13 protein-coding genes and 1 pseudogene are annotated in these 18006 nt (G+C 53.2%); all 14 read right to left on the minus strand.

The genetic code is table 11. The features are described from left to right. Positions 1-16: 16 nt before the first annotated feature. The 14 genes and pseudogenes from VE009_RS23640 to VE009_RS23705 all read right to left on the minus strand — a co-directional run bounded on the left by VE009_RS23640 (position 17) and on the right by VE009_RS23705 (position 17853). Positions 17-2932, minus strand: coding sequence for a hypothetical protein (locus VE009_RS23640; protein WP_325011972.1), 2916 nt, complete (start codon positions 2930-2932; stop codon positions 17-19). A gap of 169 nt (positions 2933-3101) precedes the next feature. Beyond that, positions 3102-4028: a chromosome condensation regulator gene (locus VE009_RS23645; protein WP_325011974.1), complete on the minus strand. Its 927-nt coding sequence runs from the start codon at positions 4026-4028 to the stop codon at positions 3102-3104. Between the two features lie 139 nt (positions 4029-4167). Then, positions 4168-6543 carry a glycoside hydrolase family 36 protein gene (locus VE009_RS23650; RefSeq protein WP_325011976.1) on the minus strand — a complete coding sequence of 792 codons (2376 nt, stop codon included), beginning with the start codon at positions 6541-6543 and terminating at the stop codon, positions 4168-4170. A 31-nt stretch (positions 6544-6574) separates the two neighbouring features. Beyond that, a complete protein-coding gene (locus VE009_RS23655; RefSeq protein ID WP_325011978.1) occupies positions 6575-7552 on the minus strand; it encodes an aldo/keto reductase in 978 nt (325 codons plus the stop codon). A gap of 78 nt (positions 7553-7630) precedes the next feature. Next, positions 7631-8983: a sugar ABC transporter substrate-binding protein gene (locus VE009_RS23660; protein WP_325011980.1), complete on the minus strand. Its 1353-nt coding sequence runs from the start codon at positions 8981-8983 to the stop codon at positions 7631-7633. Positions 8984-9043: 60 nt separating this feature from the next. Next, on the minus strand, positions 9044-9883 hold the full coding sequence (locus tag VE009_RS23665; protein WP_325011982.1) for a carbohydrate ABC transporter permease: 840 nt from the start codon (positions 9881-9883) through the stop codon (positions 9044-9046). Between the two features lies 1 nt (position 9884). Continuing rightward, positions 9885-10817 (minus strand): sugar ABC transporter permease, encoded by a 933-nt coding sequence (locus VE009_RS23670; RefSeq protein ID WP_325011984.1) that lies wholly within the window; start codon positions 10815-10817, stop codon positions 9885-9887. A gap of 124 nt (positions 10818-10941) precedes the next feature. Next, a complete protein-coding gene (locus VE009_RS23675) occupies positions 10942-12531 on the minus strand; it encodes a response regulator (RefSeq protein ID WP_325011985.1) in 1590 nt (529 codons plus the stop codon). Then, positions 12528-14324, minus strand: coding sequence for a sensor histidine kinase (locus VE009_RS23680; RefSeq protein ID WP_325011986.1), 1797 nt, complete (start codon positions 14322-14324; stop codon positions 12528-12530). Before VE009_RS23680 ends, VE009_RS23675 begins: the two co-directional genes overlap by 4 nt. 282 nt (positions 14325-14606) lie before the next feature. Continuing rightward, positions 14607-15035 carry a DoxX family protein gene (locus tag VE009_RS23685; RefSeq protein ID WP_325011988.1) on the minus strand — a complete coding sequence of 143 codons (429 nt, stop codon included), beginning with the start codon at positions 15033-15035 and terminating at the stop codon, positions 14607-14609. A 54-nt stretch (positions 15036-15089) separates the two neighbouring features. Continuing rightward, positions 15090-15308: pseudogene (locus tag VE009_RS23690) on the minus strand (SRPBCC domain-containing protein); the annotation flags it as partial. A 164-nt stretch (positions 15309-15472) separates the two neighbouring features. Beyond that, entirely contained in the window at positions 15473-15889 is a 417-nt protein-coding gene (locus tag VE009_RS23695; protein ID WP_325011991.1) for a VOC family protein, read from the minus strand. A 105-nt stretch (positions 15890-15994) separates the two neighbouring features. After that, positions 15995-17089: a bifunctional diaminohydroxyphosphoribosylaminopyrimidine deaminase/5-amino-6-(5-phosphoribosylamino)uracil reductase RibD gene (gene ribD, locus VE009_RS23700; protein ID WP_325011993.1), complete on the minus strand. Its 1095-nt coding sequence runs from the start codon at positions 17087-17089 to the stop codon at positions 15995-15997. Next, complete coding sequence (locus tag VE009_RS23705) at positions 17086-17853, minus strand: GTP cyclohydrolase II (RefSeq protein ID WP_325011995.1); 768 nt, start codon at positions 17851-17853, stop codon at positions 17086-17088. The genes ribD and VE009_RS23705 overlap by 4 nt, the downstream gene beginning before the upstream one ends. Positions 17854-18006: the final 153 nt, after the last annotated feature.

Raw genomic sequence — 18006 nt, forward strand, 5'->3', positions numbered from 1 at the left:
TCGCTTGTTATTTAACCTATAGATCCAAAAATTTCAACGAGTCGATATCGTCATTATCCACATTACCGTCCAGGGTACCTTTCGGCCACACGTCCAGTTCCTGTTCGTCCGGAATGTTGAGGTTGTTCAAGATACAGACGATGTTACCGAACGGCAGTTCATTCTCCCTTGCGCGGGACGGAATGACATCCATCCAATCGCTCTTGTAATCTTTATCTCGGTAAAACCTGATCTTCCTGTTGGATGGCAGGATGGCCACGATGCCCGAGATCTCGTCATCCCATTCGTCGTCGTCCGGCAGGTCGTGGTCGCTCTTGGGCAACTGGCCCAAATCCGCGATGCGATCGCCGATCGCCTCGGCCACCCATAGTTTGTTCTTCCCGATTGGTTGAAGCACGTGCCCGAGCGCCCTTCTCAAACCGAGCAGCATCAGCGCGAAATTCGCCAAATCGTCCACGCCGTCGACCAGGCTGTACACGGCTTCAATCTGAGCGTTCACTGTTTCCAAAGCCGGCTTAAGCACATCCCAATTCGCGAAGCGGGTAAACGTGGACTGCGGAAGGACGACGAGACGATCGCCCGGTTGGTCCAGGTCGTCAAGCCGATGCTCGGACAGCAGCAGCAGCTCCGGCACAGCGATTGGAAGCTGCGCGATCGGAATCTTCGGAAGGCTGAGCGGAATCGGGTCCAATGTCGGAACGGTAATTATCAAGGAGGCCTCTAAGTAGCGGAACTCGATTTCCGTCTGCTTATCGATGCCTTTGACCTGCGGTATCAGAAGAACGTCGAGCTGAGAATCTTTCCACGGATTGTCGCTCGTGTTGTGGGCGCCTTGACGAAGCCGATACTCATTACTGCCGAGCTCGACGAACTGTCCGCCCGCATCTTTCTTGTACAGCTTCCACTTCAGACGAACCGAAAATTCGAGCGGAATCTCGAACGGCAAACCGGCATCCGCGAACGGCAGCGTGCCCTTGAACAGATGCTCAATGTCTGGGAGCGCTGTTTGTTGAACGCCCGCTTTCGACATCGCGGCTGGCTTGGCCAGAGTAGAGGCCAATTCGGCGATCAGCGGAGTTCCGGGCTGCAGCGTATCCGCATTCCGCGTGACTTGCAGCGATTGCTCGATCAGTCCCAGAAGCTTGTCTTGGAAAGGCAGCAAATTCAGATTCGAGAACGTAAAGGTAAGATCGTCCAGCGAAAGCGGTACGCCATTCAAGGTAGCCGTAACGGACGCTTGAACCTTGCGCGTGAAGGAAGCGGCGCCTCCTGTCCACTCCTTGGGAGGCAGGAACACGAGAGACGTTTGAAGGCTGCTTAGACCTTCGAGCCTTTTGAAGTCGATACCTTCCTTTAACAGAGTCCCCTTGTCGTCCAGCACGCGCCATGCAATCTCTTTGATTTCGAAAGGGATTGTGAGCCCGCCGACCGGCAAACCTCCTGTGATGGGGAACCATTTGAGATCGGGCAGTGTTGACGCGGTGAGCGGGGGCGCGGTTTCGGTCAGATTTTCCAGCGGCGTTACCAGCTTCAGAAGTACCGGCTCTCCCAGGCTGGCGGAGCCTGCTTTGTCCGATTTCACCTGAAATAGCGATTGAATGCGCTCTTTAACAAGCGGTAGCTGCTTAATCAGGAGCTTAATGGGTGGATTGGAGCTCCCGCTTTGTCCATTAATCAGATAAGACACGGTCCCGATCAATTCGAACACTTCGGGTTCTGGAACGGCTTCCTCCGCCGTTTCCACAATCGAAGGCTGGATCATCAGCGTCTGCTCGAACGGATTGCCGGCGTCCGAAAGGAAGAAGTCTTTCCCCAGCGTGAGCTCGACGGGATCAGCCGCTGCATTGGACGTCGTTTGGCGGCTAAGCTTCCAATCGATGCCGGTGATTTTCCACGCATAGGACAGCGCCCCGATATTCAAGCTTCCGAACGGCTGGGACAAATCCAGCAATTTGTGAATGACTTTAAGCTCGAGAGGCTGACCCGGCTGAAGCGTGTGGAAGGAATTCGGAATCAAATCGAAGCCGCCTAGAACATCGGTAAGAACGGAGGTCGCGGACGGAATGATCGTGGTCGGCGTCGTTAACGTGAGCGTCTGCGTTTCGCCATTGCACTCCGTCAATACTTTGGCCGCGGCATACGCTCGATAAGACTCTTCCTGCGGCAAGAACAGGAACCGGGAAGTCAGCTTGTCCAATCCGTCAGGCGCCAGGAAATCCTGGCCTTCGACCAGCTTGATCGGAGCGGCTGCCGAAGCAGAAGCGGCGTCGATCGGTTCTTTGTAAGCTTCCCAGAGGATGGAATGGATCGTTACCAAGGTCGGTTTGCCGTTTACCGGCATCGTCGTTTTAATTGGAAATGAGTCGGTCGAGGCGCCTTCAGGCAAAGACTGCAGAATCGTCGACAGGCTGGCCTGCAAAAATTCCCCGCTGCGCAGCATGTCTGTCGATGTCGACTCTGCTAGGAACGACTGGAAAAACGTTTCCGTAACGGTGGGCAGTAAGGTGATCGTCTCGGGGTCGAAGGTGCGTTGGACGGTAAAGCCGTTCAAGATCACATGGACGGTCGCTTGAAACGTCAACTCCGCTTGTTGTTCGACACGCAGCAGCGGCGTCAACACGATTTCGGTATAATCGCTCGTTCTTATTTCTTGGAGGTTATAGTCCTTCCCCGGGATGAGCTCCGCTCCGGCTTGCTTGATCGATAGAAACGTTTCAAGCTCGTATTGGAAGTCATACGATTTGCCGTAGTGGAATTCGCCGGGTTTCCCCGATTTCGGTTGAACGGAAAAAGCAGGTTTGCAAATTCGATACGTAAGCGCTTGTCCAGGTGCCAGAACACCGTTTGCAGGGTTCAACGTCGTGAAGAGATTCTGCTTCAGGTCGTTGAGGTCGATGGGTCCTTGTGCGGTTGCCATTTCCACATCATTCATCTCCTAACCTCGTATTTTTGGGGCAGTTTCCCTACCTCGTGCCCAATACGATTATAAAGGAAATAAATGGTATTGGTTATGGGATAAAATCCCTAATTTGTTTGAAAGGCACCTCCTATCAGCGTCGACTGCTGAGTACGAGTAGATGATTTCGAGGTCCTACTTCGGTTCATCCCAATTCAGGCGGGTTGGCATCCAACGAAATGCTTGGCAGTTGGATGCCGCTCAAGCCGCCTATATCACATTGGCCATATTCATTATCACCCACAGCAACCAAAGTGCCGTCTGATTTAAGACCGACAGTATGAGCGCACCCCGCCGCTACCGCCACAATATTACGCCAACCGCTTACGTTGCATTGACCATGCTCATTACTCCCCGCAGCCGCCACGGTGCCATCTGTTTTAAGGCCAATGGTATGGTAACTGCCTGCCGCGATCATCATAATACCGCGCCAGCCGCTTACATCGCATTGGCCATGCTTATTCAATCCTACAGCCGCCACAGTGCCGTCCGACTTAAGACCCACGGTATGAAGATAACCCGCCGCTACCGCCACTTTGTCGCGCCAGTTACTTACATTGCATTGACCATACCGATTATTACCCACGGCCGTCACCCTGCCGTCAGATGCAAGACTGACAGTATGCCAGTCACCCGCCGTTACCGCCACCATATCACGCCAGTCGCCTACATTGCATTGTCCTTCATCATTTCGCCCTACGGCTAAAACCGTGCCGTCCGATTGAAGTCCGACGGTACGACGCCAACCCGCCGCTATTTCGACAATACCGCGCCAGTCGCTTACATCGCATTGGCCATGCTTATTCCAACCCACAGCCACCACGGTACCGTCAGACGCAAGACCGACGGTATGGGAATTTCCCGTGTTCGTCGCCATATGAACATTACCAGCAGCTACAGACACAATACCTTGCCAGCTGCTTAGATCGCATTGGCCATATTTATTATCACCCAGGGCCGTTACCATTCCGTCCGAATGGAGGGCAACGGTATGACGGGGACCCGCGGCTATAATGGCTTTGGAGTATCGTTTCGCCTTTAACTTCGCTTCGATGGGTGAATTATAGTCCATGTCTTACCTCCTTAATCATCACTTATTTGACAAGGACGTTTCCTGCAGACGGAAGGTTCCGCTATTAATTCTGATTAACGCAAAAAAAGCGGTGGATCGGCTCCACCGCATTTCTCTCGTATCTGTTATTTCATTCGAGCTACGAAGCTGAGCCGACCGTCGCCTTCAGCGGTCCCTTCCAGCCTCCCGGCACCGTAACGCGGAGCTTGCAACCCTCTAGTTCGGAGGTTACATCTTTGGCGCCTTCCGCCGTCAACCATGCGCAGCCGTCCGGCGCCAGCAGCACGACGACCAACGGCTCCTTCCAAGGCCAATCGATGTGCATATTCAATGTGCCGCCGTCATAGTCGAATCCCGTAATTTCGGCGGCCCCCATGGAGAAATGTCCGTTCGTGTAAGCGACGACCGGCTGGGCGGACGACAACGGAACAATTTTGAGATGGAGAGAAGCGTGAGGAGGCAGTTCGCCGAAGTGTAAGGCTTCCCCCGCTCGAACTTCGCGAATTTCGCCGCTCCAAAACTCGGAGACGTGGAACGCTTCATGCTCCGCGATATAGTCGCTCGGCAACAGTTCCTCCAGCCGGGTTGTCACGGGCGCCGGATCATCGCTCCAATTCACGATGCTGACCGTATGCCATCGGGACAGTCCTGCCTTCCCGCCGTCCACCTCCGTGACCATCGTCCGCGGGTAGCGAACTCCGCTATACATATCCCGCGGAACCGCAGGTACCCCGATCGAGGGGACGATATGGCGCAGCAAGCCAAGCCGGTCGTCGTCGATGTCGTTCATTGGCTCGGAGAAGCACACTAGTCCGCCGCCCCAATATTGGTTAAGCGCTGTGACGCGCGCTTCGTCGTCCGTCAGCTTCCCGAGGCTTAGGTCGAGGGAGCGCAGTCGGTACTCTTGACGACGCACCATAAGCGCATCGGGATCGTTATGCCACAATCGCCCCATCCAATACCGCAGCGTGTTTTGCTTCATCGTGAACGGCGCCACCTGTCCGCCTTGCTTTCCGTCGTGCTCGCTCCACATGCTGAGCACATCGGAACTCGTCCGATGCGCATCCGCAAGTCCGGAAGGCGGGGTGTACAGTCCTCCGCATAGGAGCAAGTACCCTTCCGGTCCGATGCCGCGGCGCACGGCCTCGACCCCCATGCGGTACGCTTCCGCCCGCGTCGTGCCCTCCCGATAAAAACGAACGTTGGCGTCTAGCGCGACCGCCCGCGTAAAGTCAAGCTTATGGTATGTGTAGCCCCAAGCGGTCAGTTTTCTATAGAGATCCTCGATCCATTGAAGGACCTCAGGATGGGTGACGTCCCATACGAGGTTGTCCGTGTTATTCATATAGAACTTCACAGGCTCGCCGTCTTTCCCCCGCAGGAGCCACTCGTCATGGTAGAAGCGCATGTCGCTCCGGGGCTCTACGAGGAACGGCGCGGTCCAAATCCCAGGTCGATATCCCGCCTCCCGGATTCTCCTTGCCGCCGCTTCCATTCCGTCCGGGAATCGGTGGTTCGCCTCCCAGTTTCCGAAGCGCTGCTCCCAGCCTTCGTCGATTTGCACGACGTCGATCGGAATCCCCTTTTCCTTCAAAGCGTCGACGTTAGCGTACACATCATCTTGACTGACGGTGTCCCCGTAGTAGTACCACGTACAGTATACGGATGGAGGGTTCGGCATCGCCATCGTGCCGGTCGCAAGCCGCTTCGCCTGTACGTACTCGTCGACCGCCTCGAACGGCGCACCGGCGTCAAGCCGCAGCCATCCGCCTTCGCGCGCGGCTCCAGCCTCAAGGCGCACGCCGTCGAACAGACAAGAGGCTTCGAGGCGTTCCAGCGAGCTCCCGTCTCTTCCTACCCGAAGCCGACATTCGGCCAGATGCGTCACCGCGTCCACGAAGCCGATTAACAACGAAGGGGAATCCGCTCGCTGCCCCCCGACGATGACGCTTAATTCGTCGCTTACGATCTCGGTCGCGCCCTCGGCCGCTTCCATACGCCTGCCGGATTCGCTCATCCCGGCTACCGCGTCCTGGTACGCTTCGTCGCGGACGCCGAGCACGCATACGGCAGGCAAATCATTTTTCTGACGCCCGTTTTTGTAAAACGTCCATCCGCCCGCGCCGACGTCCCCGATATGCAGGTGTTGCGCACCTTGAACGAGAAGCGGGACGAGACGACGAAGCTTCAAGGCTCCTTCTCCCGCGTTCTGAAGGGTCAGCCGAAGCTCCAACGCGGACGCCGCGCCGACGGCATATTTCAGTTGTCGAAGCAGCGTTACCGTTCCATGCTTGTAACGGTACGTATGGATCAAATATTCCGTACCGTTCTCGTCGCGGAACCCTTCCCGTTCCTCGCCTGCAAGCTTCCAAGCCGCTCCGGAGTGGAATAGGCCGTTCTCGTCCTCCCACTCCGCTTCGAACGCTGCCTGCATCCCGATCCCGGGACCGTTCCATAAGAGATTCCCCGTCTCTCGATCGACGGAAACCAGCCAATCCTGCACTCCCGTTTTCATAGGATCCCACTCCTCGATTGTTCATTTCTCGCTAAGGCATTTCGGCTCCCCTGGAAGACACGTACAATTCGTACCATTCGTCGCTCGTGAGCGTGATTCGGGCGGCAGCGGCGCAAGCCGCGATTCGCGCTGGATTCGAGGTCCCGACAATCGGTTGAATGCCGGCGGGATGACGTAACAACCAGGCTAGGACAATCGCTTCCGGCTGAACCCCGTAATTTTCCGCCAGCTTCTGCACGCACCGAGCCGTTCGGGCGATCCGCTCATCCTCTTGGGCTCCTGGACCGTTCGAATAAGCTCCTTGAGCCAAGGCTCCCCAAGATTGTAACTGAATTCCGTTCAATCTGCAGTACTCCAACGTTCCTTCAGGAAAATAGTCGCCGGCTGCCGCCGTCTGATTTATATGAATCCCCGATTCCAGCCAACCGGTATGCCGAAGGCTCATTTCCAGCTGATTCACGATGAACGGTTCGTCGGTTCCGGACTGCAGCAGTCGAATTTGCCCGGCGCTCATGTTGGAAACGCCGAAATACCGAACCTTCCCTCCGGCTTTCAACGTCCGAATCGCTTCCCCGACCTCATCAGGTTCCATAAGCGGATCCGGGCGATGAAGCAGCAGCACGTCCAAATATTCGGTACCCAGCCGCTTCAATATGCCGTCGACGCTCGAGAGAAGATGCGAAGCGGAAAAATCATACCGCTTAAAGGGAAGTCCGGACCATTCCTTCGCCCGGATCCCGCACTTGGATTGGAGAACGATCTTCTCTCGCAACGAACTATCCTCCGCCAGAATGCGGCCGAACACTTGCTCCGCCTTTCCCAGCTTGTAGATATCGGCATGGTCGAACATGGTAATGCCCGCAGCGATCGCCGCCTCTACGGCGGCCCGTCCATGGCTGACGTCCTGCACATCGATCGGGGCAAGATTTCTTTCTCCGCCAAGCCCCATACACCCAAGGATCAAACGACTAGCCGCTATTCCCCTCTGCTGCAACGGTATAGACTTCATATCGGCTCCTCCCGCCGGGGCGCTTGTAAGCGGAAATAGCCGAATCTTGCCGATCCGGCTACATCCAAGCCACCATATTTACTTTTTAAAGACTTCGTCGTACCTCTTCTGTTCTTCCTCCATAGCGGCAGCCCAGCGGTTCAGGTAGCTTTCTACCGTCTCGGTACCCGCCATAACCGCTTGCAGACCTCCGTTGCCGACTTGATCGAGAATCGTCGAGTAGCCAGGCAGATGGAGCGGCGGATTGATGAACTGCGTCGTCGGGTCGGACAAGGCATCGGCGGACACTTTAATATGCTGCGTATTTTGTACCCACTCGTTCGCCATCGCCTTCTCGTTCGTCGGCAGCTGGCCGATATTTTGGTTCCAGAAGCTTTGCACGTCCGCCGAAATGAGGTAGCTCATGAAGCGCCATGCTTCCTCTGGATGCTTCGTCGTACTGAAGACGCCGTAGCCCGTAGAGTTTCCGCCCTCGATAATCCGTTTGCCGTTAATCGGGGATGGCGGCAGGGATACGCCCGCGAATTGATTCGGCTCGAGCGTCTTATCATGCTCGCCGAAGGAGCCGATGTTATGCTGAATCATAGCGGCAATGCCCGTATCGAACGCCGCCACCATCTCCTTGTACCCGTTCGTGATGTCGCTCTCGGGCGTATACTTCTTATAGAGGCCTAAGTATTTTTCCAGGAACTCGACATGGAGCGGATCGTTTAACGTGCTTTTTCCGTTTTCGTCGAAAAACTCGGAGATCCCCGAATACGAATACATCATCTTCTTCAACTGATGCGCCCCGCCCGCTCCGCCTCGGATGCTAAAGCCATATTGGCGTTCGTCGGGGTTCGTAAGCTTCTCCACAGCCGTGAAGAAATCGTCCCACGTCTCCGGCGCCTTGAGGCCGGCCTCTTGGAACCAATCGGCACGGTACCAAATCATATCGGCGCTTAACGTATTAGGAATGAAATATAGCTTGCCGTCCTGTACATAGCTGCGCACTTCATCCACCGACGCTGCGTTCATGACCGATTTTTCTTCCCACTGATCGTACATGGTATCCAAGGCAAGCAATTTCTCTCTCGCCACGAAGTCTGCGACCCACATAATGTGAAGTCCGCCTACGTCCGGCAAACCGTCGGCCGCGATCGCGACATCGTATTTCTCTTTCGCCGACGCTGACGGAATGCCCACATATTCCACGTCGATGTCCGGGTTTTCCGCTTCGAACGTTGCGATCAGTTCTTCATAATACGGGGTCCGAGCCGGTCCCGAGTTTTCGTCCCAGAACGTAATCGTCACCTTTTCGGGCTGGCTCCCGCCTCCGGCGGCCGCGTTTTGCGAATCCTCGATCACGGTGTCGCTCTGCTGCGTCCCGCAAGCCGTCGCCAGCACGGAGATCGCCACTAAACTTACGCCCAACGTCTTTGTCCTTCTCATCGTAAGACCCTCCTTAGAGTAATAGCTTTTGTATAAGTAACCTCTCGAAAGAGGACTACCTTACCCTTTGACGGCACCGTCGCCGATGCCCTGTACGAGGAATTTCTGGATATACATGAATAACAGCACGGCCGGTACCAACGCGATCATACTCCCCGCCGCCAGAGCGCCATAATTGATGTTGTACTCCCCGAGCATACTGTTCAAACCGACGGGGATCGTAAACATCGTGTGCTTGCTGATAAACATGAGACCGAATAAGAATTCGTTCCATGCATAGATAAATGTGAACGAAGCCGTTGCGACGATGCCGGGAACGAGCACCGGCAGCACGACGTACAGCACGGATTGAAACCGGGTACACCCGTCTACCATGGCCGCTTCTTCCAACTGTTCGGGCACGTTGGAAATAAAGCTGCTCATGAGAATCGAATTGAACGGGAGCTGGAGCGTCGTATACGTTAAGATGAGCGAGAAGTAATTGCCGATCAACCCTGCGTTCTTCAGCATGATAAACAGCGGAATCAGCAGCATCGCCGCAGGCACGAACTGCGTGCATAACAGCAGGAGCATAAACCCGGACTTCCCTCGGAACGAGAACCGGCTGATCGCATACCCGGTGAAAATCGAGATGATTAATACGAAGACGACCGTGACTCCCGCTACGAGCAAGCTGTTCTGGAAGTATGTCGCGAACCCGACATTTTTCCATGCGAACGCGAAGTTTTCGAACGTCAGAGGCGAAGGCCAGTACGCTAATGGCCGTTTTAGAATATCCCCCTCCCTCTTCAAGGCGGTCGCGAGCGTCCAGTATAACGGGAGCAGGATGAACGCCATAAATACAATCAGGGGCACGTACAACGTCAGGAACCGATCCGCCCTACGCTTGATGTACAACATGTCAGGACTCCTTTCCGAACCGGGAAGCGCATAGATACGTAATCGAGAAAAGCATGAGCAGGAAGAAGGAAATGACGGTGAGCGCCGAGCCGTATCCGAAATCCCCGCCCTTGACGGCAAGCTCCACGACATACATGGTCAACGTCGTTGTCGCGTGCGCCGGACCGCCGCCAGTCATGTTAAAGATGAGATCAACGTTATTGAATTCCCATGCCGTTCGGAGCAACGTCGTCAGTACGATCGCATTCTTCAGGTACGGAAGCGTAACGTAATAGAACATCTTGAGCCGGTTCGCTCCGTCTACTCGGCTCGCTTCGTACAATTCATTCGGGATCGCTTGGAGTGCGGCAAGGAACGTGATGGCGAAGAACGGCAGCCCTCTCCAAAGCTCTGCAACGACTACGGCCTTAAACACGGTGGATAAATTCGCCGTCCACGCGACGGGCTGTTCGATCCAACCGAATTTCAGAAACAAGTCGTTAATCAGCCCCATGTGCTCATTGAACATAACCGACCAAATCAGCGACGTAATGACGCCGGAGATCGCCCAAGGGACGAACGCAAGGGATCGAAACAGCCCTCTGAATCGAAACGTCTGATTCAATAGGAGCGCCAGCATCAGACCTAACACGCACTGCAAGGCTACTTGGCTGAACACCCACTTCAAGCTGATGCCCAAGCTCTTGAAGAACAAGGGGTCTTCCATCAACGCTTTCTTAAAGTTCGCGAGACCGGCGAAACCGTTGTAATAAGGCGCGTTAATGTTGTAGTTTTGGAAGCTGAAGTAAAACAAATTGCCGATCGGATAAATGAGAAACGTTGTTAAAAACAAAAGACAAGGAATGATGAACAAGTACGGTACGACAGCCTTGTTCAACCCGGCTTTGCGAGAAGCGGCTCGCTCCGAACTCGTTGAAATGTTGCGCTCTTTCATTTCACTGACCTCCCTTGGAACTGATCTCATCATATCGGAAGGAGGTCTTCAGTTGAATGTAATCGCTTTATCGTTCTGTTTGAATTCTTTTCGTCCTGCAAAAGAAAAAGAAAGACGCATGCGACTATGCGTCTTTCCGTGCGGCGGCGTTGCGGTATTCTGTCGGGGAATACCCTGTATACTTCTTAAACACAACGCTAAAATATTGCGGATTCGGGTATCCCACCTGCTGGGCGACTTCGTACGATTTCAATTCTCCCTTGCGAATGAGTTGGATGGCCTTCTTCATCCGGACCTCCAATAAATAATCCGAGAAGTTGATATCCCTCTCCCGCTTGAATATGATGCTCAGGTAAGTCGGGTTGACATGGACGGCTCCCGCAACTTCCTGCAAGTATAAGTTTTCGTTCGAAAAATGTTGATCGATATACTCCATCGCCTTCAGGACGATTCCCTTCGTTTGCGAATCTCTCACCTTCATCGCGTCTCGGGTGATGGCTTCGATGAAGGAGCGAAGATAGCGGAAGATGTCCGATACGGTCTCAAGTTCCTGAAGCTCCTTACATACGGTGTAGAAATCCTTGTGGCTTTCGCCCTCTTCATCCCATTCCTGCATCCCTTGAAAGACCACGACGGCGATTTCCACCGCCAGAAGATGCACCTGGGACCACTCCAGCTGCGCTTCGAACAGCTTCCGCTCCAATTGGCTCAAGACTCCCAGGGAGTCCTCCGACAGTCCGAGCTTTACCTTGGCGTACAACTCCTTCTTCAGCCCCGCCAGCTGCAGTTCGTTCATATCCGCGAACAACCCTGTATCGTGGACGGTAATAATTTGACTCGTTCCGGCGTAATGGCGATAGGCCAACGAAGAGCGGGCTTCTTGATACGATTTCGGCAGCTTCTCGTGGCCCTCGTACGCCCCGCCCATGCCGATGGTGACCGTCGTCTTCACGTACCGTTTGATTTGAACCAATAGCTCTTCCGCGAACACGTACGCGTTTTCGAACAACCGCTTCGGGTCGTTATCTCCTGTCACGATCGCAGCGATCTCATCGTCCTCGCAATCGAAGGTCAGTCCCAGCTCCCCTAGAAGCTCCCGGGCGATATTGTGCACACAATATTTAATAATTTCCTTCTCCGAATACCTCTTTAGAAGCTCCGGACTAGTCAGCCCGTCGATCTTGATCACCATGACGTGGAAGACGGTCTTATCCAACGGCAATCCAAGGAACTTAATCTCCGAGTGAAAATTCGGCCCCGGCGCGGCCGTCACCAGCTTCTGCAAAAAACGTTGACGAAGAAGCGGCATTCCCTCTTGCACTTGCCGGGTGTACGTCCGTTCCTGTTCGATTTGTGCGCCGAGCTCGATTACTTTCTGAAGCAGGGCCATGTTATGGATCGGCTTAATTAAGTACTCCGAGGCTCTCATCTCGATGGCCCTCTTCGCGTACTCGTATTCTTGGTACCCGGTCAGCAGGATGAGCTTCACCCACGGGTACATTTCGTTCATTCGTTCGGCCAGCTCTAGTCCGTCCATGAACGGCATCCGGATGTCCGAGATGACGATGTCCGGCGTCTGCAGCTTCATCAGCTCCAAGGCCTCTTCCCCGTCGCCGGCCGCACCGACCAATTCGAAGCCGTGCTGCGGCCAGTCGATCCCCTCGCTCAATCCCTTGCGAATAATGACGTCGTCGTCAACGATGAGGATCTTCATTTGTCGTCAACCTCCTGTTTTTGAAGCTTCGGGAGCTTCACCGTAACGACGGTGCCTTCTCCGTACACGCTTTCGATCCCGATGCCGTACGCAGCGCCGAAGTAGCTTTGAATCCGAGCTTGAACGTTATACAGCCCAAACCCTTTGCTATGATCCTGATCAAGCCGCCCCCGAAGCGTAGCTTGGATCGACCGAAGCCGCTCCTCCTGGATTCCCTTGCCGTTGTCCGCGATTCGGAAAATCATGTGTTCGCCTTGCAGCGTCCCCGTCACCGTGATATCCGACAACCCTCGCTTTTGTTTGGCGCCATGATAAATCGCGTTCTCTACTAAAGGCTGCAACAGCAGCTTCAACATGACATACTGATTCAATTCCGGGTCGACCTCGACGCTGTAGCGCATCGTGTCGCTATACCGCTGACCTACGATGTACAAGTAATGTTGAACGAGCTCGACCTCTTCCTGGACGCCGATCGTCTCTTTGCCGTTGCTAAGTCCTAGGCGATAAAAGGTCGATAACGATTCGACCATCGTCATCGCTTCCGACTTGCGGTCCATCGCAATTAATTGATTTAAGGAATGAAGCGTATTATATAGAAAATGGGGCTTGATTTGTTCATTTAATACAGCCAATTCAGCCTTTCTCTTCTGTTCTTGCTCAAGACGTATGTCGTGTAACAGCAATTGGACTCTCTGAATGAGGCTGCCGATTCCCCGGTTCAAAATTCCGATTTCATTGTTCGTTCGTACGTCGAATATCGTGTCCAGCTTTCCGCTTTCGACCTGTTTGACCTTCGCCGTCAGCGTGGAGATCGGTCGCGTCACCGTACGAAGCAGGATATGCGACATGGCCGCCGCGGCGGCGATCACGACGACCATCATGCCGATCGTGAGATATTTAATATAATTAATTTTTTCCAGAATATCGTTCTCGGGAAAAATCGCCGCGAGCCGCCAACCGTTGATCGGGAGGGTATCGTAAATGACCACGGTTCGCTCCCCGCCCGGTTTCGTAAATCGGAACGTCCCGGATGCCGCTTCCCGATTCATCAAGTGGCTTCGAACCTTGTCATCCGGTATGTAAATATCGTCTACGTCTTTAAACATCATCATGCCATCCGAACTCGCCAAAGCTAAGTAGCCATTCTCACTAATCTCTACGAGACTAAGGATCTCACTGAAGAACGCTTCCTTCAGATGGAATAATATGATCCCTTTCGCCTGCGAGGTTTCCGACCCGAACAAGCTGAACACGCTTACGACTTTCTCCTTCTCACCGCCTACATATCGAAAAATGCCGTCCTCGTGTAAATTTTGCCAATGGTAGTCGGCGTTGTCGTTCCGGTAGCGACTTGAATACTCCTCATAAGAAAAGTTCACGTCGGTCAGCAAGTAGTTCACTTTGGTATACGACGCTTTCCCGTCGTTAAAATTCATATAGATGGAGTCGATCATCGAGTAATGCGTCTGATGGATCCGCTCGAATTGATTCGCGACGGCAAGGTACCGGTTGGAATCCAATCCTTCGGTCGAATCTAAACTTGTCACCATTGCGCCGATGCCGGAGCCGTTCACGACAGCGACCAACTCCCCAAAGACGACCAGCAATTGTTCGTTCATATGGCTCTTGGTTTGCACCACAAGATCCGTAATATTTCGGTATGCGTTCTCTTCGATTTGCCGAACGGCCAAGAGATAGGAAGAGGACCCGCTAACGATCACGAATACAACGATCATCGGAAAAAACAAAAGCATGATCGTATGTTTCAGAGAGAAGAACTTCGGCACTTTCATCTAAGGTGTTCCTCCCCAAAGTTTCTATCTATTATAACGTTAGACGGGGCAAATAAGGGGGCACAAACCTCGTTTCCAGCAAAACGCTAAAAATACAAAAATAAAACCTAAAGAGATAAAACGTTCGGTTCGCATTTTTGGCTGAAGGATGATTATGGCATTAAAAACCCTTAATGAAAAAAGTTCAACCAGCAATAGCTGGCTGAACTCTCCTCTTCATGCTATCCCTCGTAATTTAATAACTTACAGGCTATCTTACCTTCATAGCGGGGCGGCAGTATATCATTCGCGTTCCCAAAGGAGATTGCGCAATCTTCGATCGATTAGCCACAGCGCCCCCCAAGCAAGTATGGCGACATATACTGGAAACAGCATATGAGACCACAACGGATTATCCACCCTTAGATGTGCAGCCACTGCGCCTCCCAAGTAGCCCGTGAGCAACAACGCCCCCAGGAACCGCGTTCGCGGCAAAACATATATGATGGTGCAGAGCAAACCTAGAACTCCCATTACTGCAATGTGGTTCTCGGCAAATCCGAGCGCCAGCGTGCCTTCGATCACTGGCTCCGGCTTGGCGATTTTCCCGATCGCATCGAACAGCATGAACAGAACGACGATTCCGCCCATGGCACGCGCTGTCCACAGACGCCCCTTAGAAATGCCGTTTGCGATTGTTATCCCTGTGTTCGTCTTCGTCTCGATCTTCAAGACCGTCATCCCCCTATTCTAAAATTCCTCCGTATATTTTTGAAATTATCCAAAATCGCCTGCCATCCCCATACTGCCGTCTTTCGCTTCCAGCCGGATCGGAAACTTACCTCCAACCCGCAGATCGTTTACCGCATTCGGGGCGTGCCACGTTTCCGAGGCTTGATTCCACTTCGTGATGTGTTCCGGCTCATTCCAGTGCCTCCATACCTTCTCTACCGGCGCTTGAATGACGGCTTGCACGGTAATTTTCGTCGGTTGACTCGTTTCCATCGGAAAAGCATCCTCTCTTGTTTTTGTTCTCACTTATATAGACGAAACCAACCGGCGGAATTCATCGGTCCTATATATTCCTAAGATGTGAATCCCCTAGGGACCCGCGGCAAAAAAAAGAGTCGCGCCACATTGTGGGCAACTCTTTCTTCGAGAGATACGGTTTACATCTCCGTGTAGACCTGGAAGGTCACGCCGAATTTGTCCGTGACGTCGCCGAATCCCGGGCTGAAAGACTCCTCCTGAAACGGCAAATTGACGTGACCTTCTTGCCGCAAAGCATCGAAGATCCGCTTCGACTTCTCTACGTCGTTCGTCGTAATGCAGATCGTCACCCGTTTCCCGGTTTCGATCGGCGAACCCCAAGGCGCATCCGAAAACATCAGCTCCGATTCGCCCACTCTCAGCTTCGAATGCGCCACAAGACTTTTCAGCTCGTCCGTAAACGTATCGGGCATGTTCGGCATGTCCCCGTATGTCGCAAGGGAAACAATCTCGGCACCAATGGTTTGCTCGTAAAACTGAATGGCTTCCTTCGCGCGTCCCTCCAAATTGATGTAAGGGGTAAGTTTCATCGTCATCGTTGGTTCCTCCTAGAGTTTGGTATGAATCCGATTGGCGTACATAACTATAGACGTTCGAGCCGCCGTAAATTCATCGGTACGTTGCAAACTCCGGAGTCAAGATTAGTCGTTCGGATATGCCGTGATACAAATATCCTCTCCGACCAGCCGGGTACTGTGGATCGTAACATTCCAAGCCTCATCAACCGTTTCCACGTCCGTGCCGCCGAAGGGAGTGAAGGAATTGCGTCCTCCCAGTATTTTGGGGGCGATATAAATTAACCATTTGTTAATCAGTTTAGTACGCAAGAAAGATCCATTGATTTCGCTGCCGCCTTCTACCATAAGGTCGGTAATGCCTCTCTGATATAAAATGCTCATCAAGGCATGCAGGTCAAGTCCGTATTCAGCTTGAGGTACAAAAAGAATATCCAGCCCTCTTTGTTTCAATGCGCTCACTTTTTCAGGATCCGCACCCTCTCTCGTCGCAATCCAAGTCTGTGCTTCCGAACAATCGGCCACATGAGCCGTCACCGGTAAGCGCAGATTCGTATCGAGGATGATGCGGGTCGGCTGTTTCGAACGCTCCGGCAATCGCGCCGTTAGGCGGGGGTTGTCCGCCAGCACCGTCTGGATCCCCACCAGAATGCCATCGACTTCGCTGCGCAACTGATGCACTTCCTGTTGTACCTGTGCCCCCGTGATCCACTGCGAGTGCCCCGTATGCGCAGCCAATTTTCCATCCAGCGTCATAGCCACGTTAGAAATAACGAACGGGAGTTGTTTGGTCATGTTGTGCACATATCGCTCATTGAGCAATTCGGCTTCCGCTTCCAACACCCCCACATCCACTCGGATCCCGTGTTCCCTCAACAGTTGAATGCCGCGTCCCGCCATCAACGGATTCGGATCCTGCATGGCGACGACGACACGCGCGACCCCAGCGTTCTTAACCATTTCCGCGCAAGGAGCGGTTCCTCCGACCAGAGAACAAGGTTCAAGCGTTACGTATAACGTGGCGCCTTTCGTATGCTCGCCGGCCATGCGAAAGGCATGAACTTCGGCATGAGGTTCCCCCGCTTTCCGATGGACGCCCATACCGACGATTTGCCCTTCTTTGACAAGAATGGCGCCCACGACGGGATTAGGCGTCGTTTTTCCTTTGGCTGTGGCTGCCAAATCCAACGCCAGTTTCATAAAATGCTGATCATGATTCACCTGCCGCTCCATCCTTCCTGTTCGACGCTTCGGGTCGAGGTCTCGTAAAGGTGACCGGATTTGGCGATTTTCGTTCTCAAGTATCGCTTATTATGCTTCGTGGGAGCCCCCCAAATAGAGACGTGTTGATCGGTAAGAAGCCCTTGCTCTCGAAGGGATTGCAATTTTTTGGGATTGTTCGTAATCAGACTGACCGGCTTGCGACGCATGCTTCGAAGTACGCGAATCGCTTCATCGTAGGAGCGCTGATCGTCGTCGTAACCAAGCTCATTATTGGCTTCTACCGTGTCGTAGCCTTGTTCCTGCAATAGATAAGCAAGAGACTTTGAAAAAAGCCCGATACCGCGCCCCTCATGATTAGCTATGTAAAAAAGAGCCCCGCAACCGTTTTGGGCGATCATGTTCAAGGAACGTTGCATTTGATAGCCGCAGTCGCAGCGCTTGCTTCCGAAAATATCCCCGGTATGGCATATGCTGTGAAACCGGACCAACGCTTGATCGTTGTTAGCAAAGTCGCCATAAACGAGTACGGAAGATTGCTGAGAAGATGCAAAATCAATTTCAGACAGTACGTCGAGAATCTCTCCTTCCAGCGGAGGAATGGTGTTCAGATTTAACCATGTATACCATTGGAAAGTAACTTCTCGACCTTCCAGTTGAACCGGGAGCTGCACGGGGCCAACAAGAACGAGATTCGGGCCGTGGTCTTGTCTCAGGATCTTAATCTTTTCGGCCACCACATTTCTAGCTTGCATCGAAATCATTATTTCATCTCCTTTTCGTCAGTTTTGTTGAATCTTTGGACTTAGTCGTCCCTGCAACTGGACACCACCTTTCTGTCAATATGTTTGTTTAATGGGTTAAAATAAAAAATCCCCACATTCGTTGCCGAAAATGGGGATTTTGAAAAACGGGAA

Origin of the sequence: Paenibacillus sp. (assembly GCF_035645195.1) — a bacterium.
Taxonomy (GTDB): domain Bacteria; phylum Bacillota; class Bacilli; order Paenibacillales; family YIM-B00363; genus Paenibacillus_AE.

Bases quoted from the DNA above. Each gene is read 5' to 3' on its own strand.
- VE009_RS23670 (WP_325011984.1), bottom strand. From the start codon at position 10,817: ATGAAAGAGCGCAACATTTCAACGAGTTCGGAGCGAGCCGCTTCTCGC.
- VE009_RS23645 (WP_325011974.1), bottom strand. From the start codon at position 4,028: ATGGACTATAATTCACCCATCGAAGCGAAGTTAAAGGCGAAACGATAC.
- VE009_RS23680 (WP_325011986.1), bottom strand. From the start codon at position 14,324: ATGAAAGTGCCGAAGTTCTTCTCTCTGAAACATACGATCATGCTTTTG.
- VE009_RS23655 (WP_325011978.1), bottom strand. From the start codon at position 7,552: ATGAAGTCTATACCGTTGCAGCAGAGGGGAATAGCGGCTAGTCGTTTG.
- VE009_RS23695 (WP_325011991.1), bottom strand. From the start codon at position 15,889: ATGACGATGAAACTTACCCCTTACATCAATTTGGAGGGACGCGCGAAG.
- VE009_RS23705 (WP_325011995.1), bottom strand. From the start codon at position 17,853: ATGATTTCGATGCAAGCTAGAAATGTGGTGGCCGAAAAGATTAAGATC.
- VE009_RS23640 (WP_325011972.1), bottom strand. From the start codon at position 2,932: ATGAATGATGTGGAAATGGCAACCGCACAAGGACCCATCGACCTCAAC.
- VE009_RS23660 (WP_325011980.1), bottom strand. From the start codon at position 8,983: ATGAGAAGGACAAAGACGTTGGGCGTAAGTTTAGTGGCGATCTCCGTG.
- VE009_RS23665 (WP_325011982.1), bottom strand. From the start codon at position 9,883: ATGTTGTACATCAAGCGTAGGGCGGATCGGTTCCTGACGTTGTACGTG.
- VE009_RS23675 (WP_325011985.1), bottom strand. From the start codon at position 12,531: ATGAAGATCCTCATCGTTGACGACGACGTCATTATTCGCAAGGGATTG.
- VE009_RS23650 (WP_325011976.1), bottom strand. From the start codon at position 6,543: ATGAAAACGGGAGTGCAGGATTGGCTGGTTTCCGTCGATCGAGAGACG.